At 70.9% G+C, this 24,255-nt stretch carries 26 protein-coding genes; 11 read left to right on the top strand and 15 right to left on the bottom strand.

Annotated elements, in window-relative coordinates; all coding sequences use genetic code 11:
- Nucleotides 1–587: 587 nt before the first annotated feature.
- Together AC07EG_RS29850 and AC07EG_RS29845 are read right to left on the bottom strand one after the other, a co-directional pair.
- On the bottom strand, nucleotides 588–1,481 hold the full coding sequence (locus AC07EG_RS29850) for a LacI family DNA-binding transcriptional regulator (protein WP_478256534.1): 894 nt from the start codon (nucleotides 1,479–1,481) through the stop codon (nucleotides 588–590).
- Between the two features lie 125 nt (nucleotides 1,482–1,606).
- A complete protein-coding gene (locus AC07EG_RS29845) occupies nucleotides 1,607–2,644 on the bottom strand; it encodes a LacI family DNA-binding transcriptional regulator (RefSeq protein ID WP_478256533.1) in 1,038 nt (345 codons plus the stop codon).
- Nucleotides 2,645–2,766: 122 nt separating this feature from the next.
- Here AC07EG_RS29845 and AC07EG_RS29840 point away from each other — a divergent pair, with 122 nt between their 5' ends.
- From AC07EG_RS29840 to AC07EG_RS29815, 6 genes are read left to right on the top strand one after another with little or no spacing between them, the layout of a single operon-like run.
- Complete coding sequence (locus AC07EG_RS29840; RefSeq protein ID WP_478256532.1) at nucleotides 2,767–3,780, top strand: substrate-binding domain-containing protein; 1,014 nt, start codon at nucleotides 2,767–2,769, stop codon at nucleotides 3,778–3,780.
- Nucleotides 3,777–4,766 carry an ABC transporter permease gene (locus AC07EG_RS29835; protein ID WP_478256531.1) on the top strand — a complete coding sequence of 330 codons (990 nt, stop codon included), beginning with the start codon at nucleotides 3,777–3,779 and terminating at the stop codon, nucleotides 4,764–4,766. The genes AC07EG_RS29840 and AC07EG_RS29835 overlap by 4 nt, the downstream gene beginning before the upstream one ends.
- A complete protein-coding gene (locus tag AC07EG_RS29830; protein ID WP_478256530.1) occupies nucleotides 4,763–5,569 on the top strand; it encodes an ATP-binding cassette domain-containing protein in 807 nt (268 codons plus the stop codon). Before AC07EG_RS29835 ends, AC07EG_RS29830 begins: the two co-directional genes overlap by 4 nt.
- Entirely contained in the window at nucleotides 5,566–6,402 is an 837-nt protein-coding gene (locus AC07EG_RS29825; RefSeq protein ID WP_478256529.1) for a PfkB family carbohydrate kinase, read from the top strand. Before AC07EG_RS29830 ends, AC07EG_RS29825 begins: the two co-directional genes overlap by 4 nt.
- Nucleotides 6,399–7,034, top strand: coding sequence for a nucleoside/nucleotide kinase family protein (locus AC07EG_RS29820; RefSeq protein WP_478256528.1), 636 nt, complete (start codon nucleotides 6,399–6,401; stop codon nucleotides 7,032–7,034). The genes AC07EG_RS29825 and AC07EG_RS29820 overlap by 4 nt, the downstream gene beginning before the upstream one ends.
- A gap of 9 nt (nucleotides 7,035–7,043) precedes the next feature.
- Nucleotides 7,044–7,769 (top strand): SDR family oxidoreductase, encoded by a 726-nt coding sequence (locus AC07EG_RS29815; RefSeq protein ID WP_478256527.1) that lies wholly within the window; start codon nucleotides 7,044–7,046, stop codon nucleotides 7,767–7,769.
- 3 nt (nucleotides 7,770–7,772) lie between these two features.
- Here AC07EG_RS29815 and AC07EG_RS29810 read toward each other — a convergent pair whose 3' ends face one another.
- Nucleotides 7,773–8,534, bottom strand: a complete 762-nt coding sequence (locus AC07EG_RS29810) for a GntR family transcriptional regulator (RefSeq protein WP_478256526.1) — start codon at nucleotides 8,532–8,534, stop codon at nucleotides 7,773–7,775.
- A 117-nt stretch (nucleotides 8,535–8,651) separates the two neighbouring features.
- On the opposite strand from AC07EG_RS29810, the gene AC07EG_RS29805 reads away from it, so the two are divergent.
- The gene (locus AC07EG_RS29805; RefSeq protein WP_478256525.1) at nucleotides 8,652–9,383 is read left to right on the top strand and encodes a protein-L-isoaspartate O-methyltransferase family protein; all 732 of its coding nucleotides are present in this window, start codon (nucleotides 8,652–8,654) and stop codon (nucleotides 9,381–9,383) included.
- Nucleotides 9,384–9,507: 124 nt separating this feature from the next.
- Nucleotides 9,508–9,921: a VOC family protein gene (locus AC07EG_RS29800; RefSeq protein ID WP_478256524.1), complete on the top strand. Its 414-nt coding sequence runs from the start codon at nucleotides 9,508–9,510 to the stop codon at nucleotides 9,919–9,921.
- Here AC07EG_RS29800 and AC07EG_RS29795 read toward each other — a convergent pair.
- From AC07EG_RS29795 to AC07EG_RS29775, 5 genes are all read right to left on the bottom strand, one after another.
- Nucleotides 9,835–10,572, bottom strand: coding sequence for a DedA family protein (locus tag AC07EG_RS29795; protein ID WP_478256523.1), 738 nt, complete (start codon nucleotides 10,570–10,572; stop codon nucleotides 9,835–9,837). The genes AC07EG_RS29800 and AC07EG_RS29795 overlap by 87 nt on opposite strands.
- A 52-nt stretch (nucleotides 10,573–10,624) precedes the next feature.
- On the bottom strand, nucleotides 10,625–11,452 hold the full coding sequence (locus AC07EG_RS29790) for a YceI family protein (RefSeq protein WP_478256522.1): 828 nt from the start codon (nucleotides 11,450–11,452) through the stop codon (nucleotides 10,625–10,627).
- Complete coding sequence (locus tag AC07EG_RS29785; RefSeq protein WP_478256521.1) at nucleotides 11,449–14,028, bottom strand: MFS transporter; 2,580 nt, start codon at nucleotides 14,026–14,028, stop codon at nucleotides 11,449–11,451. The genes AC07EG_RS29790 and AC07EG_RS29785 overlap by 4 nt, the downstream gene beginning before the upstream one ends.
- The gene (locus tag AC07EG_RS29780; protein ID WP_478256520.1) at nucleotides 14,025–14,549 is read right to left on the bottom strand and encodes a MarR family winged helix-turn-helix transcriptional regulator; all 525 of its coding nucleotides are present in this window, start codon (nucleotides 14,547–14,549) and stop codon (nucleotides 14,025–14,027) included. Before AC07EG_RS29780 ends, AC07EG_RS29785 begins: the two co-directional genes overlap by 4 nt.
- Nucleotides 14,550–14,692: 143 nt before the next feature.
- Nucleotides 14,693–15,217, bottom strand: coding sequence for a TetR/AcrR family transcriptional regulator (locus AC07EG_RS29775; RefSeq protein ID WP_478256519.1), 525 nt, complete (start codon nucleotides 15,215–15,217; stop codon nucleotides 14,693–14,695).
- A gap of 87 nt (nucleotides 15,218–15,304) precedes the next feature.
- Here AC07EG_RS29775 and AC07EG_RS29770 point away from each other — a divergent pair, with 87 nt between their 5' ends.
- Nucleotides 15,305–16,771, top strand: coding sequence for an MFS transporter (locus AC07EG_RS29770; RefSeq protein WP_478256518.1), 1,467 nt, complete (start codon nucleotides 15,305–15,307; stop codon nucleotides 16,769–16,771).
- Between the two features lie 18 nt (nucleotides 16,772–16,789).
- Here the strand turns inward: AC07EG_RS29770 and AC07EG_RS29765 are convergent, their stop codons facing one another.
- Nucleotides 16,790–17,272, bottom strand: coding sequence for a carboxypeptidase regulatory-like domain-containing protein (locus tag AC07EG_RS29765; protein ID WP_478256517.1), 483 nt, complete (start codon nucleotides 17,270–17,272; stop codon nucleotides 16,790–16,792).
- Entirely contained in the window at nucleotides 17,269–17,874 is a 606-nt protein-coding gene (locus AC07EG_RS29760) for an RNA polymerase sigma factor (protein ID WP_153036418.1), read from the bottom strand. The genes AC07EG_RS29765 and AC07EG_RS29760 overlap by 4 nt, the downstream gene beginning before the upstream one ends.
- A gap of 651 nt (nucleotides 17,875–18,525) precedes the next feature.
- On the opposite strand from AC07EG_RS29760, the gene AC07EG_RS29755 reads away from it, so the two are divergent.
- Nucleotides 18,526–19,914 carry an FAD-binding oxidoreductase gene (locus tag AC07EG_RS29755; protein WP_478256516.1) on the top strand — a complete coding sequence of 463 codons (1,389 nt, stop codon included), beginning with the start codon at nucleotides 18,526–18,528 and terminating at the stop codon, nucleotides 19,912–19,914.
- Nucleotides 19,915–19,921: 7 nt separating this feature from the next.
- On the opposite strand, the gene AC07EG_RS29750 is transcribed toward AC07EG_RS29755, so the two are convergent.
- The 4 genes from AC07EG_RS29750 to AC07EG_RS29735 form a co-directional block, all read right to left on the bottom strand.
- Nucleotides 19,922–20,572, bottom strand: a complete 651-nt coding sequence (locus AC07EG_RS29750; RefSeq protein WP_478256545.1) for a DedA family protein — start codon at nucleotides 20,570–20,572, stop codon at nucleotides 19,922–19,924.
- Nucleotides 20,573–20,699: 127 nt separating this feature from the next.
- Complete coding sequence (locus tag AC07EG_RS29745; RefSeq protein WP_478256515.1) at nucleotides 20,700–21,044, bottom strand: hypothetical protein; 345 nt, start codon at nucleotides 21,042–21,044, stop codon at nucleotides 20,700–20,702.
- 19 nt (nucleotides 21,045–21,063) lie between these two features.
- The gene (gene nagA, locus AC07EG_RS29740; protein ID WP_478256544.1) at nucleotides 21,064–22,200 is read right to left on the bottom strand and encodes an N-acetylglucosamine-6-phosphate deacetylase; all 1,137 of its coding nucleotides are present in this window, start codon (nucleotides 22,198–22,200) and stop codon (nucleotides 21,064–21,066) included.
- 114 nt (nucleotides 22,201–22,314) lie between these two features.
- On the bottom strand, nucleotides 22,315–22,890 hold the full coding sequence (locus AC07EG_RS29735) for a SigE family RNA polymerase sigma factor (protein ID WP_478256514.1): 576 nt from the start codon (nucleotides 22,888–22,890) through the stop codon (nucleotides 22,315–22,317).
- A 167-nt stretch (nucleotides 22,891–23,057) separates the two neighbouring features.
- On the opposite strand from AC07EG_RS29735, the gene AC07EG_RS29730 reads away from it, so the two are divergent.
- Nucleotides 23,058–23,339: a YciI family protein gene (locus AC07EG_RS29730; RefSeq protein ID WP_478256513.1), complete on the top strand. Its 282-nt coding sequence runs from the start codon at nucleotides 23,058–23,060 to the stop codon at nucleotides 23,337–23,339.
- A gap of 4 nt (nucleotides 23,340–23,343) precedes the next feature.
- On the opposite strand, the gene AC07EG_RS29725 is transcribed toward AC07EG_RS29730, so the two are convergent.
- Nucleotides 23,344–24,231 (bottom strand): SDR family oxidoreductase, encoded by an 888-nt coding sequence (locus AC07EG_RS29725; RefSeq protein ID WP_478256512.1) that lies wholly within the window; start codon nucleotides 24,229–24,231, stop codon nucleotides 23,344–23,346.
- Nucleotides 24,232–24,255: the final 24 nt, after the last annotated feature.

The following is a 24,255-nucleotide window of genomic DNA, read 5'->3' as shown; positions in this document are numbered from 1 at the left end:
CACCCCCCGGATCATGGGCTCGACTGGGGGCATCAGTCATGCCGAACCTGGCGACCACAGCTCCTTGATCAGGAACTACGAAAAAGGTAACGGGGTGCCTGATTTCGGTGGGGTGGGTGCCCGTTCCCGTTGCGATGGTCGCTCCCTGCTGTCGCGCCTTCCCGGCTGCCGCGCTTCCTGGCTGCCACGCTTTCCTGTTTCCTGACTGCCGCGCCCCCGGCTGCCGCGCTCTCCCGGTTGTCAGGCCCTTCGGCTGTCGCGTCCCCTGCTGCCAGGCCCTTCAGCCTGCCGCGCTCTTCTGACTGCCAGGTCCTCTCGGCCGTCAGGGTCTCCTGACTGCCGCGCCTTCCCGGTTGCCGCGCCTTTCCGGTTGCCGCGCCATTCCACTGCCGCGCTTTCGGCTGTCGCGCTTTCCTGACTGGCGCGCTTTCCTGGGCTGTCAGGTTCTTGCGGCTGCCGCGCCTCCCGGGTGCCAGGCCCTCCCCACTGCCACGTCATCGAGCGGCTGGCCGCTGGTGCGGGGTGCGGTGCCACCCGTGCTCAGGCACAGGTGTCGTCGGGACAACAGCCGTGGGGAGTGCGCGCGGTCAGGGGTTGTGGGGATCGCAGCCGCAGGAGGAGCGGTGGTTGAAGAGCGGGGGGAGCCGGACCGAGTCCGGGCGGCGGTCGGGGTCGGCGATGCGGGTGATCAGGGTGTGCACCGCCCGCCTGCCGATTTCCTCGATCGGTGGCGCCATGGTGGTCAGCGCGGGGTCGACCTCGGCCATCCAGTCGGCGTCGCCGTAGCCGGTCAGGGCCAGGTCGGTGCCGAGCCGGAGGGAACGCCGGTGGACCTCGTAGTGGACGCCGATCATCATCGCTTCGCTGGCGACGACCAGGGCGGTGGGTGGCTCGGCCATGTCCAGCAGGCGCGCGGCGGCTGCGGCGGCGCCGCCGGCGGTGGATTCGCCGCAGGCCACCAGGTCCGGTTGCCAGGTCAGGCCCACCCGGCCAAGGCCGAGGCGGTAACCGAGGGCGCGTTCGTCGTTGACCGCCACGCCCACCGCGCCCGCGACCAGGCCGATCCGCTGGTGCCCGGCCTCGGCCAGGTGCCGGACCAGGTCGCACATGGCCTGGATGTTCTCGGTGCCGACCTGGTCCACGTCGCCGCGGGTGGCCAGCCGGTCCATCAGCACGGTCGGCACGCCGAGGCGCACCAGGCTGGTGACCACCACGTCGTCCCCGGCGGCCGGGGTGAGCAGGATGCCGTCGATGCCGCCCGCGCGCAGCGAGCGCACGGCGTCCATCTCCACCCCCGCGGCGTCTTCGGTTTCGGCGAAGGTCACCGCGCAGCCGGCGTCGGCCGCCGCGCTTTCAATCGCCCTGGACAGGTCGGTCGCGTACGGGGTGGCGTCGAACGCCATGGCCACGCCGAGTCGATGCGTGACGGGCGTGCCCCAGCCCCAGCCCCAGAGTGGAATGTCGTGTGACAGTGCGGTCATCTCTCCCGGCCCCTCGATGCCTGATGAGAACGTGCCCGCCCGATAAGACGCTCTCGAATACCGGCGCCGAACATATCCCCGATCCGGGCGTCATCCGGTCGGGAGTCACTCGATGAGGCAGAAATTCAACGAACCGGGTGAATCCCGCCGCAGCCGCACGACTCTCGGTGTCGCAGCGTCGGGGGCAACCGGATCACCTCGGCCTTGCGGTCGGGGTCGGCGATCCGGGCCAGCAGCAGCCGCACCGCGCGCCTGCCGATCTCCTCGATGGGCTGCGCCATCGTGGTCAGCGGCGGGTCGACCAGATCCGCCCACTCCACGTCGTCGTAGACCACCACCGGCAGGTCCCGCCCGATCTTCAGGCCACGGCTGCGCGCCTCGTGCAGCACCCCGACCATCATGCCGTCGTTGGCCACCACCAGCGCGGTCGGCGGCTCCGGCAGGGCGAGCAGCTTGCGCAGGGCGGCGGCCCCGCCGTCCCGCGACGAATGCCCGCACTCGACCAGTTCGGGATTCCAGACCAGACCACCGCGGCCCAGCCCGAGCCGGTAGCCGAGCGTGCGCTCCTCGCTGGTGGACAGCCCGGCCGCGCCGCTGATCAAGCCGATGCGGCGGTGCCCCAGCGAAGCCAGGTGCTCGGTCAGCGCCGAGGTGGCCTGGATGTTCTCCGCGCCGACCTGGTCCACGTCGCCGCGGGTGGCCAGCCGGTCGACCAGCACCGTGGGCACACCCAGCGACACCAGTTCGCCGACCACCTGGCCGTCACCCGGCGCCGGCGTGATCAGCAGGCCCTCGACGCGACGCGAGCGCAACGCCCGCACGGTCGCCTGCTCGGTCTCCAGCTCGTCGTGGGTGTCGGCCAGCAGCACGGTGTACCCGGCCGCCGCCGCCTCGCGTTCCACCGCCTGCATCAGCATGGCGAAGTACGGATTGGCCATCAGCGAGATTGCCACGCCGATCGATCGGGTACCTCCGGTGACCAGCGAGCGCGCGATCGCGTCGCCGGTGTAGCCGGTGGTTTCGATGGCGCGCAGCACGGCGGCCTTGGTTTCCTCCGCCACCGCGCGGGTCCCGTTGACCACGTGCGAAACCGTGGTGATGGAGACGCCCGCCATCTCGGCGATGTCTCGCTGGGTGGGGCGGGATGAGCGTCCTGGCGGCACGGGGCTCCTTCCACCGGGTTTCACGGACGAGTGAGCAAGCGTTTGCGCAAACGCTTGCGCCGCAGCATAGCCCGTTCTACCGTCCCGGGTCATCTGTTCCGATCCTCAACGCGGAGGATGTCGTGCGAAAAACTCTGACCGCGGGGCTGGTGGCCGCGGTGCTGGTGTCGGCGGGCGGGTGCACCGTCGAACGGCACTGGGGCGGCAGCACCAACTCCGGTGGCGGTGGGGGCAAGGCCAAGGTGGGCCTGGTCACCAAAACCGACACCAATCCCTACTTCGTCGAACTCCGGGCCGCGGCGAGCGCGGCCGCGCAGGCCAACGGCGCCGACTTCAGCGCGCTGGCCGGTCAGTTCGACGGCGACAACGACGGCCAGGTCCGGGCCATCGAAAACCTGATGCAGCAGGGCGCGACCACGATCCTGATCACGCCGAGTTCGTCCACCGGCGTGCTCGACGCGATCGACCGGGCCCGCAAGGCCGGTGTGCTGGTGATCGCGCTGGACACCGCCACCGAACCGGCGGAGGCGGTCGACGCCACCTTCGCCACCGACAACTTCGCGGCCGGGCAGCAGCAGGGCGCCTACGTCAAGGCCGCGCTCGGCGGCACCCCGCCCAAGTTGCTCATGGTGGACGGCACCGCGGGCAGCACGGTCGACACCCAGCGGCACACCGGTTTCCTGTCCGGCATCGGCCTGCCGGAAGGCGCTCCGGAGATCAAGGGGTCCACCCCGGCCAACGGCGACCAGAGCACCGCCCAGCAGGGCGTGGAGAACCTGCTGCAGCGCACCACCGACATCAACGCCGTCTACACGATGAACGAGCCGATGGGCCGCGGCACCCACGCCGCGCTCAAGGCACGCGGGCTGACCGGCCAGATCGTGATGGGCTCGATCGACGGCGGCTGCGAGGGCGTGCAGAACGTGCGTGACGGCCAGTACGCGGCCACGGTCATGCAGTTCCCGAAGAAGATGGCCGAGCAGGGGGTGCTCGCCGCCGTCGAATACGCCAGGACCGGCAAGAAGCCGAGCGGCTTCAACAACACCGGGTCCGTGGTGATCACCGACAAGCCGATGCCGGGTGTGGAGAGCCAGAACACCGACTGGGGTCTGCAGAACTGCTGGGGGGAGAAATGAGCACCGCCACCGCCACCGCCGAATCCGATCGGCCGACCATCGGCGAGTTCTTCCTGCGCGCACCGGCCGTCGGCCCGGCGCTGGCGCTGGTGGCCGCCGTCGTGGTGTTCTCGGTGTCCACCGACACCTTCCTCAACCTGGACAACATGTCCCTGGTGGTGCAGCAGTCGCTGGTGATCGGCACGCTCGCGCTCGGGCAGACGCTGATCATCCTGACCGCCGGGATCGACCTGGCGAACGCGGCTTCGATGGTGCTGGCCACGCTGATCATGGCGAAGCTGCTCACCGGTGGCGTCGACGGCATCTTCGCGCTGCTGCTGGGGATCGCCGCGACGGTGGTGATCAGCGCGGTGGTCGGTTCGCTGGTGACCAAGGTGAAGCTGCCGCCGTTCATCGTCACGCTCGGCATGCTCACCATGCTCACCGCGGCCGGTCGGCTGTTCGCCGGGGGTGAGGCGATCCCGGTGGCCGACGGGCTGATCAGCTGGCTCGGCACCCGCCGCTACCTGTTCGGCGGCATCGAAATCACCTACGGCATGACGCTGGCGCTGATCATGTACCTGGTCATGTGGTACGCGCTGACCAGGACGGCGTGGGGCAAGCACGTGTACGCCGTCGGCAACGCGCCGGAGTCCGCGCGGCTGTCGGGCATCAAGGTCGACCGCACGGTGCTGTCGGTGTACGTGGTGGCCGGGGTGATCTTCGGCATCGCCGCCTGGCAGGCGCTGGGCCGGGTGCCCAACGCCGACCCGAACGCCTACCAGCTGGGCAACCTCGACTCGATCACCGCCGTGGTGCTGGGCGGGACCAGCCTGTTCGGCGGGCGCGGTTCGGTGCTCGGCACGATGATGGGCGCGTTGATCGTGGCGGTGCTGCGGTCCGGGCTGACCCAGCTGGGCGTGGACGCGCTCTACCAGGACGTGGCGACCGGTGCGCTGGTGATCGCGGCCGTCGCGGTGGACCGATTCGCCAGGAGGCAGCGATGAACCCGATCCTGTCCGCTCGTGGCCTGGTCAAGCGCTACGGCCGGGTGACCGCGATCGACGGCGCCGACTTCGACCTGTACCCGGGTGAGGTGCTCGCGGTGGTCGGGGACAACGGCGCCGGGAAGTCCAGCCTGATCAAGGCGTTGTCCGGCGCGCTGGTGCCGGAGGAGGGCGAAATCCTCCTGGACGGCGAGCCGGTGCACTTCCGCACGCCGATCGACGCGCGCAAGTACGGCATCGAGACGGTGTACCAGGACCTGGCCGTGGCACCCGCGCTGGACATCGCGTCGAACATGTTCCTGGGGCGGGAAAAGCGGCGTTCCGGGCCGCTGGGCCTCGTGCGCAAGCTGGACACCGCGACCATGCGGGCCGAAGCGCAGCGGATCCTCGACGAGCTGGGGATCCGGGTCAAGTCCATCACGCAGCCGGTGGAGACGCTCTCCGGTGGGCAGCGCCAAGGCGTGGCGGTGGCGCGGGCGGCGGCGTTCGGCACCAAGGCGGTGATCATGGACGAGCCGACCGCGGCGCTCGGCGTGGCCGAGTCCGGCAAGGTGCTCGCGCTGATCGACCGCATCCGCGAGCGCGGCCTGCCGGTGGTGCTGATCAGCCACAACATGCCGCACGTGTTCGAGATCGCCGACCGGATCCACGTGCACCGGCTCGGCAGGCGCGTGGCCGTGGTGTCGCCGAAGACGCACACGATGAACCAGGTGGTCGGGCTGATCACCGGCGCGCTGCGGATCGGTGAGGACGGCGCGGTGGAAGAGGTCCCGGCGGCGGTGCGGGCGGGGCTGTCCGGATGAGGGTGGTGCTCGCCGGACTGTCCACTGTGGATCTAGTGCAGCGGGTGGGCGAACTGCCCTCGCCGGGTGAGAAGGTGCAGTCGCTCGCGGTCGAGGTGGCCGCGGGCGGTCCGGCGGCGAACGCGGCGGTGGCGGTGGCGGCGCTGGGCGGCGAGGCGGTGCTGCTGACCGTGCTCGGTGCCCACCCGCTCGCCGACCTGGCGCGGGCCGACCTGGAGGCGTACGGCGTGCGGGTGGTCGACGCCCTGCCGTCACGGGTGTCACCACCGCCGGTGAGCGCGGTCTCGGTGCGCGACGCCGACGGGGAGCGCACGGTCGTCTCGCACAACGCCGCCGACGTGCCGGAGTTCGAAGTCTCTTCGCTGCTGGACGAGGTGCACGGCGACTGCGTGCTGCTGGACGGGCACCACCCGGCGCTGGCGCTGGCCGTCGCGCGACGGGCCCGCGAACTCGGCGTGCCGGTGGTCCTCGACGCCGGGAGCTGGAAGCCGGTGCTGACCGAACTGCTGCCGCTGGTGGACGTCGCGGCGTGCTCGGCGCACTTCCGGGCGCCCGCGGAGTTGACCGTGCCCGTGGTGATCACCACCGCGGGCGCCGACCCGGTGCGGTATTCCACAATGGACTCTTCGGGCACGGTGCCGGTGCCCGAGGTGGAAGCCGCCGACACGCTGGGCGCCGGGGACGTCTGGCACGGCGCGTTCGCTTACGGCGCGGACCTGCCGCTGGTGGAGCGCATCCGCTTCGCCAACGAGGTGGCCGCCGAACGGGTGTGGCACGCCGGGCCGCGGGCGTGGGTGCCCGCGGTCCGCGAGATGAGGAAGGGAGTGCGATGACCTCGTTCGAGGACCTGCTGGCGCGGGCGCAGGGGTTGATCAAGTCGGGGGAACGGGCCGTGCTGGGCATCGTCGGTGCACCGGCGTCGGGGAAGACCACGCTGGCGTGGGGGCTGGCGAACGCGCTGGGCAACCGGGCGGCGGTGGTCGGCATGGACGGGTTCCACCTGGCGCAGGTGGAGTTGCGGCGCCTCGGGCGGACCGAGCGCAAGGGCGCGCCGGACACCTTCGACGCCGCCGGTTACGTCAGCCTGCTGTCGCGGCTGGCGGCGGGCGGGGAGACGGTCTACGCGCCGGAGTTCCGGCGGGAGATCGAGGAGCCGATCGCCGGTGCGGTGGCCGTGCCGCCGGAGGTGCCGCTGGTCATCACCGAGGGCAACTACCTGCTGCTCGAGTCCTCGCCGTGGTCCCGGATCCCGCCGCTGCTCAGCGAGGTGTGGTTCCTGCGGCCGGACGAGGAGGAGCGGATCGAGCGGCTGGTCACCCGGCACCGGCACTACGGGCGGTCACTGGTCCAGGCGCAGCAGCGGGCGCGGGGTTCGGACCAGCGCAACGCCGACCTGATCGCGACGACGGCGTCGCGCGCGGACCTGATCGTCGAGGACGTGTCGCTGGTGAACTTCTCGCTCTAGGGTGGCGCCATGAGTGTGGTGATCGTCACCGGGGGAAGCCGCGGCATCGGTGCGGAGATCTGTGTGCAGGCGGCGGCGAGCGGCTACGACGTGGTGGTCAACTACGCCGGGGACGCCTCCGCCGCCGCCGACGTGGTCTCCCGGGTTTCTTCGCAGGGCCGGCGCGCGTTGGCGGTGCAGGGGGACGTGTCCTCGGAGCCGGACGTGGGCGCCCTGTTCGACGCGGCCTCGGAGCTGGGCCCGTTGTACGGGCTGGTGAACAACGCGGGCATCGTCGGCCGGGCGGCGCCGCTGGTGGAGCAGGACGTCGACACCGTGCGGCGGGTGATGGACGTGAACGTCACCGGGGTGTTCCTGTGCTGCCGGGAAGCCGTGCGCCGGATGACCGGCGGTGGTGCCATCGTGAACGTGACCTCCACGGCCGCCCGGCTGGGCTCGGCGGGCGAGTGGGTTCACTACGCCGCGAGCAAGGCGGCGGTGGAGACGATGACCTTCGGTTTGGCGCAGGAGGTGGCGGCCGCCGGCATCCGGGTGAACGCCGTGGCCCCGGGCCTGGTCAACACCTCGTTCCACGCCACGGCGGGGGTGCCGGACCGGTTGGACCGGCTGGGGCCCGGCGTGCCGATGGGCCGGCCGGGGGAACCGGGGGAGATCGCGGCTGCGGTGCTGTGGCTGCTGTCGCCCGCCGCCTCGTTCGCCGCGGGTGCGGTGCTGGCCGTCTCTGGTGGCCGCTGAACCTCAGTCGGCGGGGAACTCATACGCGAGCTCGTAGCGATCCCCGGCGAGGCGCATGTCATTGACCTCGACGGCCGTGCCTTCCTGGTCGAACGCGATGCGGCGCACCACGAGGATCGGCGTGCCCGCGGTGAGCTGGAGCAGGGACGCCTCCTCGGGCGTCGGCATGCGCGCTCCGACGGTCTCGCTGAAGTGCCCGAGCTCGTGCCCGGCTTCCTCGAGGCGGGCGTAGGTCCCGCCGGGCCCGGTGTCGGCCTGCTCGATGGCCGTTCCCGCGGTGATCGACCTCGGGAGCCGTGAGGTGGCGAGCTGGATCGGGTGCCCGTCCGCTTTCATGATGCGCTCGCGGACGAGGACTTCGGCGCCCTCCTCGATCCCGAGGAGCGCCGCGACCTCCTTGCCGGGGACCTCGGTCCGAATCTCGACTTCGACCGAGGGCGTGAACCGGTGGGCTGCGGCATCGCCCAGGAAGGCGCTCTTGTTCGCCGCGCGCGCCGCGCGGCTGAGGCGGCTGCGGCTGAGGCGCTCGACCCTGTGCGGCGGACGGATGAACACGCCCTTCCCGTGCTCGGCGCTCACCAGCCCCTCCGCCCTGAGCAAGCCGACGGCTTCACGAACGGTGATGCGGGAGACCTGGTAGGTGTCCACCAGCACGCGTTCCGAAGGCAGCTTGTCGCCGGGGTGGTACTCGCCCGTGTTGATCTTCTTCCGCAGGTCGTCGGCCACCTGCCGGTATGCGGGCAGGCCGCTCGCCCGGTCGATCATCGAGACACCTCCAACTGGTCAGCCCCTCAGGACGTCACCACCAGCATCACTCTATCGGCGGCGCCAACTGGTATTGACATCAGGACCAATATAGCCGGATGCTCTGGACAAGTCGTCATGACCAGCTGGAGGGTGGACATGGTCAGGGAGCGCGGACTCAAGGAATTCCTGGAAGAGCTGGTGGCGGCCGGAGAGATCGGCTCCCCAGCCATCTCGGCTCGGTGCATTCGCGCGCTCCAGCAGCTCGAACTGCAGCGCGACCACTCCGTGCTGGAGATCGGCGTCGGAGCCGGGGTGACGACGGCGGTGCTCGCCGAGACCGTCGGGCACGGTGGGCTGGTGACCGCAGTGGACAATGACGTCGACCGGGTGGTGCTGGCCAGGAAGCGCCTTCAGCGGCACTACGGGCACGTGTCGGTGCTCCACCGCGAGAGCGCCGGGGGCGCACCGAGGTACGCGCCGTTCGACCGGGTGTTCGCGCACGGCGGCATCGCCCTCGGCGGGTTGCCGTACGCCTGGGTCGAGCAGGCCCGTCCCGGCGCGCTCATCCTCGTGCCGGTGCACCACGGCTTCCTCGTCCGGTTCACCGTGCATGGCGACGGCACCGCCACCGGTCGCCCGGTTCTCGTGCAGTCCAGCCCGGTCTTGGCGAACTGGCGGCCCCGCTGGGACGAGCGCGAGGCGAGCCGGTCGGTCACGTGCACCGCGCTGCTGGAGCAGGCCGGACCGCGTCGCCTTCGGGACGAGACCGAGGTGGTCTACCGGCGTTGGCTGAGCACGCCACAGGACTGGGAATGGGTGGTGTCCGCGGCTCGTCAGCAAGTCCGGTTCCGCCCGGGAATCCTTTGAGGTCGGGCACAGGTGGGTCACGTTTTGTGGTCGACAAGGTCGGGTACGTGGGCGGCAACGAGGAATTCACGGAGGGTGGGTGAGGGTCGGAAGCGGCTCAACGAGGAAAGGGCGGCTACCACCGATGCCGAGATTGAAGTCCGTGCACCACCTGGCCCTCACGGTCACCGACGTCGACCGGAGTGTGCCGTGGTACGTGCGGGTGCTCGACCTCGAGGAGGCCACCCGGCGCGAGGATCCAGAGACCGGGCTCCGCAAGGTGGTGCTCAAATCCTCCGACCAGGAGTTTTCCGTGGTCCTGGTGCAGCACCCCGACACCGAGCGGCCCTGGTTCGACGAGCGGCGCACCGGGCTGGACCACGTGGCCTTCTGCGTCAGCTCCCGCGAGGAACTCCGCGACTGGGAACGCCGCCTCGCCGAGCACGGCGTGACCTACAGCGCGGCGAAGGCCTCACGCACCCTTCCCGGGTCCGAGGTCGTCGTCTTCCGTGATCCGGACGGGATCCAGCTCGAGGTCTGGGCCGATACCGACAGTTAGCTCCGCGTCGGTGTCCACCGGCTTCTTCATCTCCTGCCGGTACCGCCACACGCCCCAGCCGGTGCCGAGCACGAAGAACGCCACGCTCAGCCACACCAGCACCGTCTTCACCCACGGCAGCGCGTCCAGCAACCCGGCGCCGTAGTACCCCAGCAGCACCAGCGTCGGCACCCACAGCAGGCCACCGGCCGCGGTCGCCAGTGCGAAGCGCTTCGGGTCCATGCGGGCGGCGCCGGCGATCAGCGGCGCCAGCGTGCGCACCCAAGGGATCCACCGCGCCGCGACGATGGCGAAGAAACCCCGCCGGTCGAGGAAGGCGCGGGCGCGTTCGAGGTTGTGCCGGTTGAGCACCTTGCCACCGCGGCGGGCCACCAGCCGCGTGCCGGTGTGCCTGCCGATGTAGTAGCCGACCTGGTTGCCGAGCACCGCCACGATCAGCGCCGCCAGCGACAGCAGCCACGCGCTCAGCTCGGCGTGGTGCTGCGCCAGCACCACGCCCGCGCCGAACAGCAGCGAGTCACCGGGCAGGAACAGGCCGACGATCAGCGCGCACTCGACGAAGACGAAGCTGAGCACGATGATCCACACCAGCGTCGGCCCGGCCGTGTCCAGCCAGCTGACGCCGGTACCCGCGGCCAGCACCTCCGTCACGCCCGCAGCCTACGTGCCGAACCCAAGACCAGCCTGAATCCGCACGATCGGGTTACATCGGCGGCAGGGCCTCCCCCTGGACCGCCTGGATGTCCAGCTCCACCTTCACCACCGTGCCGATGGCGGCCACCCCGGCCCGGACCATGGCGTTGTAGTTGATCGCGAAGTCGTCCCGCCGCAGCTGCGTCTCGGCGTGGAAGGCGGCTCGCGTGCCACCCCACGGATCGGCCTCGCAGCCGCCGTAACGCAGGTCCAGTTCGACCTCCCGCTGCTGCCCGTGCAGCGTGAGCACCCCGTGCACGGTCCAGTTCACCGGCCTGTGCTGCCGCAGCCCGGTGCTGGCGAACTCGATCACCGGGTACCGCTCGACGTCCAGGAAGTCCGGCGAACGCAGGTGGTCGTCACGCAGTTGGATGCCGGTGTCGATGGCCGCCGCCTTGATCTCGGCGTGCACCGAGGACCGTTCGGCCGGCCGCGCCACGGTGATCCGCCCGGACAGCTCCGAGAACCGCGCCTTGATGCTGGCGATGCCGAGGTGGCGGGCGGTGGCCACGACCGACGAGTGCGCCGGGTCGATCACCCACGGACCGGCGGGCGGCAACTGCACCGCCTCCGCGTTCGACTCCAGCACGATCTCGCCGAGCGTGCCCGAGCCGTCGGCGCCGACCCGCGCGGTGCGGGCGACCGGGGCGAACCCGGCCGCGGTGAGCACCGCGGTGTAGACACCGGCGGGCAGCGGCTGGGTGCCGACCACGCCCAGCTCGTCCGCCTCCACCCTGGCCACCTGCTTGCCGCTCAGGTCGGTCACGGTCAGCACCGCGTGCGGCACGGCCCAGCCTTCGGCGCCGCTGACCCGTGCCCGCAGTCCCGCTGTGCTCATGCCCGTCCGTTCGTCAGTTCGTCGATCACCTGGTCGTAGCCGAGCCGGACGTCGTGGGTGGAGTCACCGCCACCCGCCAGCTCGAGCCTGCTGGTCGCCGGAGGGTACCCGCTGGCCACGACCGTGTAGGTGCCTTCGGGCAGATCGCTGATCACGTAGTTGCCCGAGTCGTTCGTCCGCGACACGGCGGCGACCCGGCCCTCCTGGTCGAGCACGGTGATCCGCGCGTCCGGCACCGGCAGGTCCGCCTCGTTGCGCGCGGTGCCGGTGAGCACCACCGCCCCGGTGAGCGTCACGTCGTGCCGCAGCACCCCGCCCTCCGGCACGGTCAGGGTGACCGCGAGCGGCCGCAGGTGCTCCCCGCTGGCGACCAGCGTGTAGCTGCCCGCGCCGATGCCGTGGAACGAGTACCGGCCGGTCTCGTCGGTGCTCGACGCCCCGGCGACCTCACCGCGTTCGTCGGTCAGCGTGACGGTGACCCGGCGCAGCGGCTCACCCGAAACCGCCGACGTGACCAGGCCGCTGACCTCGCCCGAACCGGCGAGCGTGAGGTCCAGCTTCGCCGGGCCGTCGCCGACCACCACGCTGGATGCCTGCGGCTCGTGCCCGAAGGCGGAGACGATCAGCACGTAGGTGCCGGGACCCGGGGTGCCGATGGTGTACTCGCCGTCGCCACCGCCGGTGGCGCGCGAGACCTGGCGGCCGCTCTGGTCGATCAGCGTCAGCGCCGCCCGGACCACCGGGCTGCCGTCCTGCCGCCGCACGTACCCGCTGATCGGCGGCCCGGCTTCCAGCCGCCCGCTGACGGCCGCGTTCGAAATCGGTTGGATCACACCCGACATCCTGGCGTGCCCGTTCCCCTCCGGTCGCGCGTGTGCCCCCACCAGCTCGGGCTCGCGCAGCGCCTGGTCCACTTCGTCCCAGGTGTTGTCGGCGTGCTTCGGGGCGGGCTTCTCGTCCTCCACCAGCGCTTCGCCGCCCTCCATCATCGACGCGGCCGGGGGCGCCCCACCGGCGAGCGGGATCTCCCGCATGAACAGCAGCACCACGAAGGCCACCAGGGTGACCGCCGCCGCGCACCAGAACACCGTGGTGATCGACTCGGTGAACCCGGTCAGCACCGGCACCTTCAGCTGCTCCGGCAGGTTCGCGATACCGGAGGTGTCGGCCTGGAAGTTGCCCAGCTGCGCCCCGGCCTCCGGCGGCAGCGCGCCGCCGAACGCCTTGGCGATGTTGTCGGCCAGGGTGTTGAACAGGATGGTCAGGAACACCGCCACACCCGCGGTGCCACCGATCTGGCGGAAGAAGGTGGCGGTCGCGGTGGACACGCCCATGTCGCTGCGCGGCCCGGCGTTCTGCACCGCGATCACCAGGGTCTGCATGCAGCTGCCGAGGCCGAGGCCGATGATGCCGGCGGCGACCAGCGGGTGCCAGAGCGCGCTGTCGTACTCGACCTGCGCGAAGAACACCGAGCCGGCGGTGATGATCAGCGTGCCGATGATCGGGAAGATCTTGTACCGGCCGGTGCGGCTGGTGATCTGCCCGGAGACCACCGACGCGGTCATGATGCCGACCATCAGCGGCAGCATCAGCAGCCCGGACTCGGTCGGCGAGTAACCCTGCACCACCTGCATGTACTGCGGGATCATCATGATCGCGCCGAACATGCCGATGCCGACGATGAAGCTGCCGGCGATGGCCACCGAGAAGGTGCCGTTGCCGAACAACCGCAGCGGGATCAGCGCCTCGTCCTTCATCAGCCGTTCCACGAACAGGAACAGCACGACGCCGACGCCGCCGATGACGTAGCAGGCGATGGCCTCGGCCGAGCCCCAGCCCCACTTGTTGCCCTGCTCGGCCACGATCAGCAGCGGCACCACGGCCACCACCAGCGCCAGCCCGCCCCACCAGTCGATGCGGTGGTCGTGGCGCTCGTGCGGCACGTTGAGCACCTTGGCCACCACGGCGAAGGCGATCAGGCCGATCGGCACGTTGATCAGGAACACCCAGCGCCAGCCGGTGATGCCCGCGATCGAGTCGATGTCGGCGAAGAAGCCGCCGAGCACCGGGCCGAGCACCGTGGACACGCCGAACACGGCCAGGAAGAAGCCCTGGTAGCGGGCGCGTTCCCGGGGCGGCACGATGTCACCGATGATGGTCATCGCCAGCGACATCAGGCCACCGGCGCCGAGGCCCTGGATGGCCCGGAAGGCGGCCAGCTGGTACATCGAGTCGGCGAAGGTGGCGGCCACCGAGCCGACCACGAAGATGGAGATCGCGGCCAGGTAGAACGGCCGTCGCCCGTAGATGTCGGACAGCTTGCCGTAGATCGGCGTGACGATCGTCGAGGTGATCAGGTACGCGGTGGTGATCCACGCCTGCAGGTCGAAGCCGTGCAGGTCGTTGGCGATCCGCACGATCGAGGTGCCGACGATGGTCTGGTCCAGCGCGGCGAGGAACATGCCGGACATCAGGCCGATCAGGATGGTGACGATCTGCCGGTGCGTCAGGCGCTCGGGTTCCTTCTCCGGCGCGGCGTGCTGTGGTGGTTGCACCGGGTTCGCGGCGCGGGTCATCGGGTGCCCCCCTTGGGCTGTGCTTGGTCTTCGGCGTGCTGCGCCTGCTGCTGCTCGATGCCGACGTTGAGCCGGTCGAGCAGGCGCATCAGGGTGTGCCGGTCGTCCTCCGGCCAGTCGGCGAGCAGCGCGGCGATCCACTGGTTGCGCGACTTGCGGTTCTCCTCGAACACCCGCAGGCCCTCGGCGGTGGGCGCGAGCAGGCAGGCGCGGCCGTCCTCGGGATCGGCGGTGCGCTCGACCAGGCCGTGCTGCACCAGGGAACTGCTCTGCCTGCTGATCGTGGAGATCTCCGAGTGCAGTGCTTCGGCGAGCTTGCTGGTGCGCTGCGGTCCCTCGTGGATGAGGGTGAACAGGATCGCGTAGGCGGCCCGTTCGATGCCGTCCGGCCCCTGCTTGGCGACCTGGGCCTTGGCGCGGTTGACCAGGCGCATGAAGCGGACGAGCTGGAAGCCGAGCTGGTCGGCCAAGTCCAGTTCGGCCTCGCTGGCCTGGGGTGGATCGCCGTGGAGAGGTGCCATGAGCGGGTCTTTCGCGGGGAATGTCGGCTTTGGGTTGTTTGATCTCTGCAACTAGTTGCCTCCGGCAAGGATGTGCCTCGAGACCGGGTGCGCGCAACTCGATTACCCGGGTTGTGGCTGAGGCCACCAACTTCGGAGGGGATTCAGAGACCGAGGCGGTGCAGGACCTCGTCCAGCCGGTTCGTCAGGGTGGCGGTCTCCTCGCCCATGGTCGCCCGCAGGTAGAGGCCGTCACCGAGGGCACCGACGATCTCGGCGGTCAGCGGGTCGTCGACGTGCTCGGCGACCAGGTCGCGCCACAGCTGGGCGCACTCCTTGATCGTCTCGGTGACGCGGTCGTCGCTGCCGACCTGCCGCAGCGCCGCCATCGACGCCCGGTGGGCCGCCTTGTCCATCGAGGCGTCGGTCACCGAGGACGTGAGGAAGTAGCGGACCACGCCTTCGGGAGCGGACTTCGCGTATTCGATGTCGGCGAGGCTAAGCCTTCTCAGCCGGTCCAGCAGGCCGTCGAGCAGGGCTTCCTTCGAGCCGAAGTGGTAGAGCAGGCCACCTTTGGACACCCCGGCCCTGGCGGCGACGGCGTCCAGGGTCACCGAGCCGGGACCGTGCTCGATGAGGATGGCCTCGTACGCGTCGAGCACGCTTTCGCGGGCGGAAGGCTTGGGCACGAGTTGACTGTACCGTCTGGACGGTTTACCTTCGAGTCCGGGCGGAAACTGTACCGTCCGGACTGTTCAGTCTTCAGGGGAGAAATCGTGGTCGAGGCGGGTCGCCGGGAGTGGGCGGCGCTGGCCGTGCTGGTGCTGCCGGTGTTGTTGATCAGCGTGGACATGACCGTGCTGGGGTTCGCGCTGCCGTACCTCAGCGAGGACCTCGCGCCGACCGGCACCGAGCAGCTGTGGATCGTCGACATCTACTCGTTCATGCTGGCCGGGCTGCTGGTGCTGATGGGCACGCTCGGCGACCGCATCGGCCGCCGCAGGCTGCTGCTCGCCGGTGCGGTGGCGTTCGGCGTGGCTTCGGTGCTGGCCGCGTTCGCGACCAGCGCGTGGCTGCTGATCGCCGCCAGGGCGCTGCTCGGCGTCGGCGGGGCGACGCTGATGCCGTCGACGTTGTCGCTGATCCGGGGCATCTTCCTGGACCAGGCGCAGCGGCGCGTGGCGATCGCGGTGTGGAGCGCCGGCTTCTCCGGCGGCATGGCGCTCGGGCCGGTGCTCGGCGGCTGGCTGCTGGAGCACTTCTGGTGGGGCTCGGTGTTCCTGATCAACGTGCCGGTGATGGTGCTCCTGCTGATCGCCGGGCCGCTGCTGCTGCCGGAGGCGCGCGACCCGGACCCCGGCCGCTTCGACCCGCTGTCCGCGGTGCTGTCACTGGCGACGATGCTGCCGGCGGTCTACGGCATCAAGCTGTTCGCCGAGCACGGTTTCGGCTGGCAGGCCGTGGTGAGCGTGCTGGCCGGCGCCGGGATCGGGGTGTTGTTCGTGCGGCGGCAGCGGACGCTGGCCGATCCGATGCTCGACCTCGGCTTGTTCCGGAACCGGGCGTTCTCCACCTCGGTGGTGACCAACCTGCTCGGGGTGTTCTCGCTGACCGGGCTGCTGTTCCTGGTGCCGCAGTACCTGCAGCTGGTGCTCGGGCTGCGGCCGATGGTCGCCGCGCTGTGGTTGCTGCCGACCACGGTGGCCGGGGTGGCCGGAGCGCTGCTCGCCGCCCGGCTGGCCCGGCGGCTGCCGGTGCACGCGCTGATCGGTGCCGGGCTGCTGCTCGCGGCCGGTGGGTTCGCGTGCCTGCTCGCCCTGGGCGCCGATTCCGGGCTGGCCGCGCTGGTGACCGGGTTCGTGCTGGTCAGCCTGGGTGTGGCGCTGTCGGAAACGCTGACGAACGACCTGATCGTCACGGCCGCCCCGCCGGAGCGCGCGGGGGCGGCGTCGGCGATCTCGGAAACCGGTTTCGAACTCGGCGGGGCGCTGGGCACCGCGGTGATCGGCAGCGTGGCCACCGCCGTCTACCGGGCCGGGGTGCCGGAAAGCGCTGGTGAGGCGGCTCGCGAGACCCTCGGCGGAGCCGCGGCGACGGTCAGCGGGGAGTTGCTGGACGCCGCCAAGGCGGCCTTCGTGGACGGCCTGCACGTGACGGCCGTGCTCGGCACGGTCCTGCTCGCCTACACCGGCGTGCAGGCCGTGGTGCTGCTGCGGCGCCGGAAGACCGTGGAGGTGGCGTAGGCCACCCCCACGGCACGCCTACAGCACGACGGTCGGGGTGACGACGGTGCGCCGGGAGGCCTCCGTGCCGACGTACACCACGATCTGCGTGGTGCCGCGCGGCACGTCGTCCAGCACGAACCGGCCACCCTCGTCGGCCGTGGTGGAGGTGGTGCCGTGCTCGGCCACCCGCACCTCGACCCCGTGTTCGCCGGCGGGCACCAGCCAGCCGTCGATCCGGTGGTGCTTCCCGATCTTGGTCAGGTTGATCATCACGGTCAGATCGCTGACGGTGAAGGTGATCGTGCCCTCGTCGCTGCCGCCGCGCACGCCTTCCAGCGCGTTCGCGTGCACCCAGCGGGCCACCTCCACGTCCAGGCTCTCCAGCGCGATGGCGAACTGCACGCGCTCGACCAGGTCGCCGGGTGGCGGGTCGAGCTGGTCCATCAGCCGGTCCAGGTCCGCGAGCAGCGCCTCGTCCTCGGGATTCGCGCTCCCCCCGAACTCCTCGATTCCGTTCATTGGCTGCCCCCTTCGGCCTCGAACAATGTGCGCAACCGGGTCAGGCAGCGTCGCCTGGTCGGTCCGATGCTGCCACGCGGTATCCGCAGTGCTTCGGCCACCGAGTGGTATTCGGCGCGGCCAGCCAGGACGGTCAGCCGGAGGAGGTCCTGGCAGTTCTGCGGCAGGTTGAGGAACGCCCGCCACATCCGGCTGTCCCGGTCGGTGCGCACGGCCTCGGCCTCCGGTGCCGGTTGGGTGCTCTCCACCCGCTCGGCCATCTCCTCGGTCAGCGGGACGGGTGGCGTCTTCCGGCCGTAGGGCCGCTGCGCCTCCCGCCGGGCGGTGGTGATCAGCCAGCCCGCCAGCGCCCGCGGTTCGTGCAGCTGGTCGAGGTGGCTGAACAGGGCCAGCCACACCGTCTGGACCACGTCCTCGGCGGTGTGCCGGTCCAGCCCGTTGGCTCTGGCCACGTGCCAGACCAGCGGGGTCAGTTCGGCGACGAGCCGATCCATGGCCACCCGATCACCCGCCCTCGCCGCCTGCATGCAGGCGGCGTAGAGGTCGGTGCCCTGGAGGCCCTCCCACGGTGGATCCGCCTCGGCGGTTCGCACTTCGGTCACTGAATCGACCCCCCAACGGGTGTCTGCTGCTCCTCAAGTTGGCGCTCGCAGTATCGCGGCACCATCGGGGTTAGAGAGCACATGGGTCAGTGCTGGATACATTTGTCACTTACTTGGCGTAGTAGGAGGGTATTACCTGAACACGGAAAAGAGCACACCTCGCGGTGTGCTCGTCCACTCCGGGTCGCCGGAGTGGGTGCCGGCCGGCGCCCGGCGGCCTTGGTCGAGGACCAAGCCCGGCGCCGACCGGCGAACCCCACCCATCCCAGGCGGCCCCGCCCCCGCGGCCGCCTGCCCCCTTCCCGGGTGGCCCTGTTCCCCCGGGCACCGCTCGCACGTCCCGATCCCGGCCGGGCCGATAACCCCCTTAGGGCCGTTCCCGGCCACACCGGCCCCGTTCTCCGGAACTCCCCGCTTCGTGCGAGCACTGCACCTCCTCGTCAGGGCTGATCGGGTTCCTCTCCCAGGGGCGGTGGTGTCCGGCGGCCCCCTCGGCTGTCGGACACCACCCGGCCCCTGCCGGCGACCACCCCGCGCGCGCTGCGGGTGATCGTTGCCCCATATGACGCAGCGGGGGCGGTCCCAGATACACACCGCACGGAAAAAATCCGGCGACTTCTTCCATTGGGGGGAAGGGCATACCGTGGGGTGATGAGCGATGACGCCTTGGTGACCAGGTTGCGGGCCGAACTCGGCGGGGACGCGGTGCTCACCGACACCGACGTCACCGCTGCCTACTCGCGGGACATGATGCCGCTCGCGCCGGTCGGCACCCCGCTGGCGGTGGTGCTGCCCGCCGACGTCGAGCAGGTCCAGGCCGTGGTCCGGGCGTGCGCCGAGGCGAAGGTGCCGATCGTGCCGCGGGGTGCGGGCAGCGGGCTGTCCGGCGCGGCCAACGCCGTCGACGGCTGCGTGGTGCTGGTGCTGACCAAGCTGAACCAGATCGTCGAGGTCGACGCGGGCAACCGGCTCGCCGTGGTGCAGCCGGGGGTGGTGAACCTCGACTTCCGCAACGCGGTGGAGAAGCACGGGCTGTTCTACCCGCCGGACCCGTCCAGCTACGACTGGTGCACGATCGGCGGCAACCTGTCCACCAACGCCGGTGGGCTGTGCTGCGTGAAGTACGGCGTGACCACGGACTCGGTGCTCGGCCTGGAGGTGGTGCTGGCCGACGGGTCACTGCTGAAGACCGGCCGCCGCACGGTCAAGGGCGTGGCGGGTTACGACCTGGCGCGGTTGTTCGTCGGCAGCGAGGGCACGCTCGGCGTGATCACCCAGGCGACGGTGGCGTTGAAACCGCTGCCGCAGGCACCCGCCACCCTGGTCGCCGGGTTCACCAGCACCGCGGCCGCCGGGGAGGCGGTGGCCAGGGTGGTGCGCGAGGGCCTGGTGCCGTCGCTGATGGAGATCATGGACGCCACCTCGATCAAGGCGGCCGAGACCTACCTGCGCACCGACATCGGCGCGGGCTCGGACTGCCAGGCGCTGCTGCTGTGCCAGTCGGACTCCGGTGGCGAGGTGGCGCGGCGGGAGCTGGCGGCACTGGAGCAGATCTGCCTCGACTGCGGGTCCGACATGACCTATGCCACCGACGACCTGGCCGAGGGCAACATGCTGCTGCAGGCGCGGCGGGTGGTGCTGACCGCGCTGGAGACCTACGGCGTCTGGCTGACCGACGACGTGTGCGTGCCGCGGACGCGGATCGCCGAGCTGATCGCGGGGTGCCAGCGGATCAGCGAGGAGGTCGGGCTGCGGATCGCCGTGGTCGGCCACGCCGGCGACGGCAACATGCACCCGACGATCGTCTACTCCCCGGACTCCGAGGACGAGTTCGCGCGGGCGCAACGGGCGTTCGACGCGATCCTGGAGGTCGGGCTGTCCCTGGGCGGAACGGTCACCGGGGAACACGGGGTCGGGAAGATCAAGCGGGAGTGGCTGGCGCGGGAGATCGGCCCGGTCGGCCTGCGGGTGCACCGGGAGATCAAACGAGCACTGGACCCGGAGAACATCTTCAACCCCGGTTCCATGTTCGCCCTGTAACCCGGTCCTACGGCTGCGGCTCCGCCGGAGCCGCAGCCAGGTCGCGCTTCTTCTCCCGGCGGCCCTTGAGGTACTCGAAGACGATCGGCAGGAACGAGATCAGCACGATCAGGATGAAGATGGCGTCCACGTTGTTCTTGATCAGCGGGATCTCGCCGAGCAGGGCACCCAGCACGATCAGGCCCGCCGCCCACAGGATGCCGCCGAGCACGGTGTAGGTGAAGTACTTCTTCGGGTCCATCCGCCCGATGCCGGCGATCCAGGTGATGAAGGTCCGCACGAACGGCACGAACCGGGCCAGCACGACCGCCTTCGGGCCGTGCTTCTCCAGGAAGCCGTGCGTCTGGTCGACGTACTCCTGCTTGAAGAACCGCGAGTTCTGCTTGAACAGCGCCGGGCCGACCTTCCAGCCGATGCCGAAGCCGACCACGTTGCCGATCAGCGCGGCGGCGGTGGCGCACACGCAGGCCAGCCACAGCGGCAGGTCGAGGGAGTCGTTGGCGATCAGCAGCCCGGCGGTGAACAGCAGCGAGTCACCCGGCAGCACCGGGAAGATGCTGCTCTCCGCGAAGATGATCAGGCACAGCACGCCGAGCGCGACCGGGCCGAGCCCCGACAGCAGCACCTCGGGGTTGAGCCAATCCGGCATGAGGCTCATCTGATCGATGTTCACGCCGGGACACGGTACAGGCCAGGCTGAAGCAGCGGCGCGCAGCGCCTCCGTGCGCCTCCGTGCGCCTCCGTGGAGGGCGGTGGAGGGCGGTGGTGGGCCGGCGGGCGGGCCCTCAAAGCAGGGTGAGCAGTCCCGCGACAGCACCCGCCGCCAGGCCCAGCAGCGCGGCCAGCAGCAGCACCCAGCGCGCCGCCACCGGAGCCGGGCCCGCCTCCGCCCTGGTCGCCGCGACCGGCTGCTCGGACGGGGGTTCCAGCGCCGCGCGCTCGCGTTCCAGTGAACCGGCGTCCGCACCGGAGAGCAGGCCGTACCCGGCGGGGGCCGGGAACGCGGGCTTGGCCAGCAGTTCGGTCGGCGGCTCGACCGGTTCCGCCGGGCGCGCCGGTTGCGGCGCCCGGACGGCCTGTGCCCGCAACGCCTCGGCCAGCAGGCGCTCGGGGTCTTCCGGCTCACTCACGCGCAAAAGGGTATCGGGATCAGCCGACACCGGTTATCCACTGGCCCCGCCGCAGCACCCGCGACGGCCGCAGGTCCTCGTCGAGCACCACCAGGTCCGCGGACAGCCCCGGCTTCAGCGAGCCCGTCTCCTTCTCGATGCCGAGCAGCTCCGCCGGACGCGTCGACGTGGCGCGCACCGCCTCGCCGATCGACAGCCCGGCACCGCGCACCAGGTTCCGGAACGCGGCGTCCATGGTCAGCGTGCTCCCGGCCAGCGAACCGTTCTCGGCGAGCGTGGCCACCCCGTCGGTCACGTCCACCTCCAGCCTGCCCAGCCGGTAGCTGCCGTCGGCCGCGTCGGTGGCCGACATGGCGTCGGTGACCAGCACCGTCCGCTCCGGACCGGCGTGCCTGGCGGCCAGCCGCAGCATCGTCGGGTGGACGTGCACCAGGTCGCAGATCAGCTCGACGGTCACGCGCTCGTCGTCGAGCAGGGTGCCGATCGGGCCCGGTTCGCGGTGGTGCAGCGGGCGCATGCCGTTGAACAGGTGGGTGGCGACCGTGGCCCCGGCGTCCACGGCGGGGCGGATCTGCTCCTCGACGCCGTCGGTGTGCCCGATCGCGGCGATCACCCCGGACTCGGTGAGCTGGCGGATGGCCTTGACCCCGCCGTGCAGCTCGGGGGCGAGGGTGATCATCCGGATGGCGTCCTCGCCCGCCTTGAGCAGTTTGGTCACCGTGCCGGTGTCCGGTTCGAGCAGTGCGCCCGGATCGTGCGCCCCGCAGCGGGCCTTCGAGATGAACGGCCCCTCCAGGTGCACCCCGGCCAGTTCACCGTCGGTGACCAGCTCGGCCAGCGCGCCCACCTGCCGCGCCAGCTCCGGCACGGCTTCCGAGACCAGGCTCGCCAGCAGGGTGGTGGTGCCGTGCCTGCGGTGCGCGGCGATCGCGCGGAGCAGCTGTTCCGGCTGCCCGCTGGAAAACGAGCCACCACCGCCGCCGTGGCAGTGCGTGTCGACGAACCCGGGAACGACCAGCGCGCCACCGACGTCGAGGTGTCTGCCCTCGGGCGGTGTGCCGCTGCCGACCGCGCTGATCGAGCCGCCCGACACGGCCAGCCAGGTGGCGTCGTTGGTCTCCTCTTCCGGTGCGGCCAGCCGGCCCCCGGTGATCACGAAATCGATTTCGGCACCCGTCACGCACTCCAGCATATTGGTCTAAACCAGCTGATGGGTCACAACCCGCCAACCATGTGCGGAGATACGCCGTTCGAGGACGCGCCACCAGGGCTAGTTGGGGGATTGCATCGCCCGCTGCAGGGCCTCCAGCGCCCGGCTCGCGGTCGACTTCACGGTGCCCTTGGAGATGCCTGCGGCCTCGGAGATCTCCGCCTCGGACAGTCCGCCATAGTAACGGAGAACCAGCACTTCGCGCTGCCTCGGCGGCAGCTTGGACAGGGCGTTCACCACCGCCTGGTGCTCGGTGGACAGCATCGCCAGGCTCTCCGCGGAGCGCGCGTTGACCGCGTGCGGCGGCACGTACTCGCGGGCGGTCTTGCGCCGGCGGAGCACGCTGCGCGAGCCGTTGACCACGGCGGTGCGCAAATAACCAACCGCGGCCGCGGCGTCCCGCAGCCGTCCCCAGTTGCGGTGCAGCCCGGTGAACGCCTCCTGCACCACGTCCTCCGCGGTGGCCGGTTCGTCCACCAGCAGGATGGCCAGCCGGACCAGCCGCATCCGGTGCGTGCGGTAGAGGTCCTCCAGGGTCAGCGGCGCCGCGGGCGGCGGGGACGCCGCCGGTCCGTCGACCGCGCGCAGGTGGCCGAGCGTGCGCTCCACGCTCTGCTCAGCGCTCGCCTCGTGCATGGTCCGCCCGTCCCCTGCTGGTCTCCGCCCGTACCCGGGAGAACTCGCCGGGTCGGTTACCGTTTGCTGCGCCTGCCTGATCACACCAGCAACACGCAGACAAAGCGTATCGGGTTGGCCAGGCGGTGCCACTGTCCCGACCCTGAGATATCGCATCCGGAGGCGTCATGGCCTGGTTCCTCGTCGAAATCCGCTACGTCCAGGAGAAGTACGCCGAGGTGCGGCCCGCGCACCGGGCGTTCCTGGCCGATCTGGCCGAGCAGGGCGTGGTGGCCCTCGGCGGTCCGCTGGCGGACGGCACCGGGGGCATCACGCTCTACCAGGCCGAGGACGAAGAGGCGCTGCAGAAGATCATCGACCGCGACCCGTACTTCCTCGAAGGCGCGGTCGCCGAGCGCAGCGTCCGCGGCTTCGAGCCGAAGATCGGGGCCTGGCTGCCCGGCCAGTAGCGCCTCAGACGCCGGTCGTGGCGGCCCGGCCGCCGTGGCCGGTGACCGAGGCTTCCCTGGCCCCGCGGGCGGCGATGTCCTCCAGCGCCAGCTTGTCCGCCGACGGCACGCGGGAGCGCGAGCCGAGTTCGATGATCGGCGGCAGGAACGCCCGGATCAGCTTCAGCGCGCCGACCCAGCGCGGCACGTGGATGGTCCGGCCGCGCCGGAGGATGCCTGCTTCCAGGCAGTCCAGCGCGGTGGACAGCGGATAGGTCTTGCCGATCAGGCCGGGCATGCCGGCGCGGAGCTTGCCGAACACGGGGTGGGCGTCGGCGCTCTCCACCAGGTCCGTGCGGATCCAGGTGGGGTGCGCGACGCCGACCTTCACGCCGAGGTGGGCGACCTCGGCCCGCAGGCTGTTCGAGAACGCTTCGACACCGGCTTTGGCCGCCGCGTAGTTCGCCATGCCCGGGGCGTGCGTGATCGCGGCGAGCGAGGAGATCGCCAGCAGGTAGCCCTTGCGCTCGATGACGTGCGGCAGGGTGACCCGGAACGTGCGCCAGACGCCGAGCAGGTCCACCTCGATCACCTTCTCGAAGGCGGCCGGGTCGACCGAGCGGACGAAACCGGTGGTGGCGATGCCCGCGTTGGCGATCACGACGTCGATGCCGCCGAAGTGCTCGACCACCTCGCCGGTGACGCGTTCGAGCGCGTCCCAGCTGGTCACGTCGGCTTCCCAGGACCGCGCGGCGGAGCCGATGCGCTCGGCCACCTTCGCCTGCTCCGCGCCTTCGAGGCCGACGAGCGCCACCTTCGCGCCCCGCGCCGCCAGCCGCTCCGCGAGCCCGGCGCCGATTCCGCGCGCCGCGCCCGTGATGAGCACGACCTTTCCGCTGACCTTGCGAGCCATGGTGCCTCCTCGTCGAGTTCTCGT

Source organism: Amycolatopsis sp. NPDC045836, from assembly GCF_056431745.1.
The sequence above is the reverse complement of the archived record's forward strand: the minus strand, read 5'-3'. Positions and strand labels throughout refer to the sequence as shown.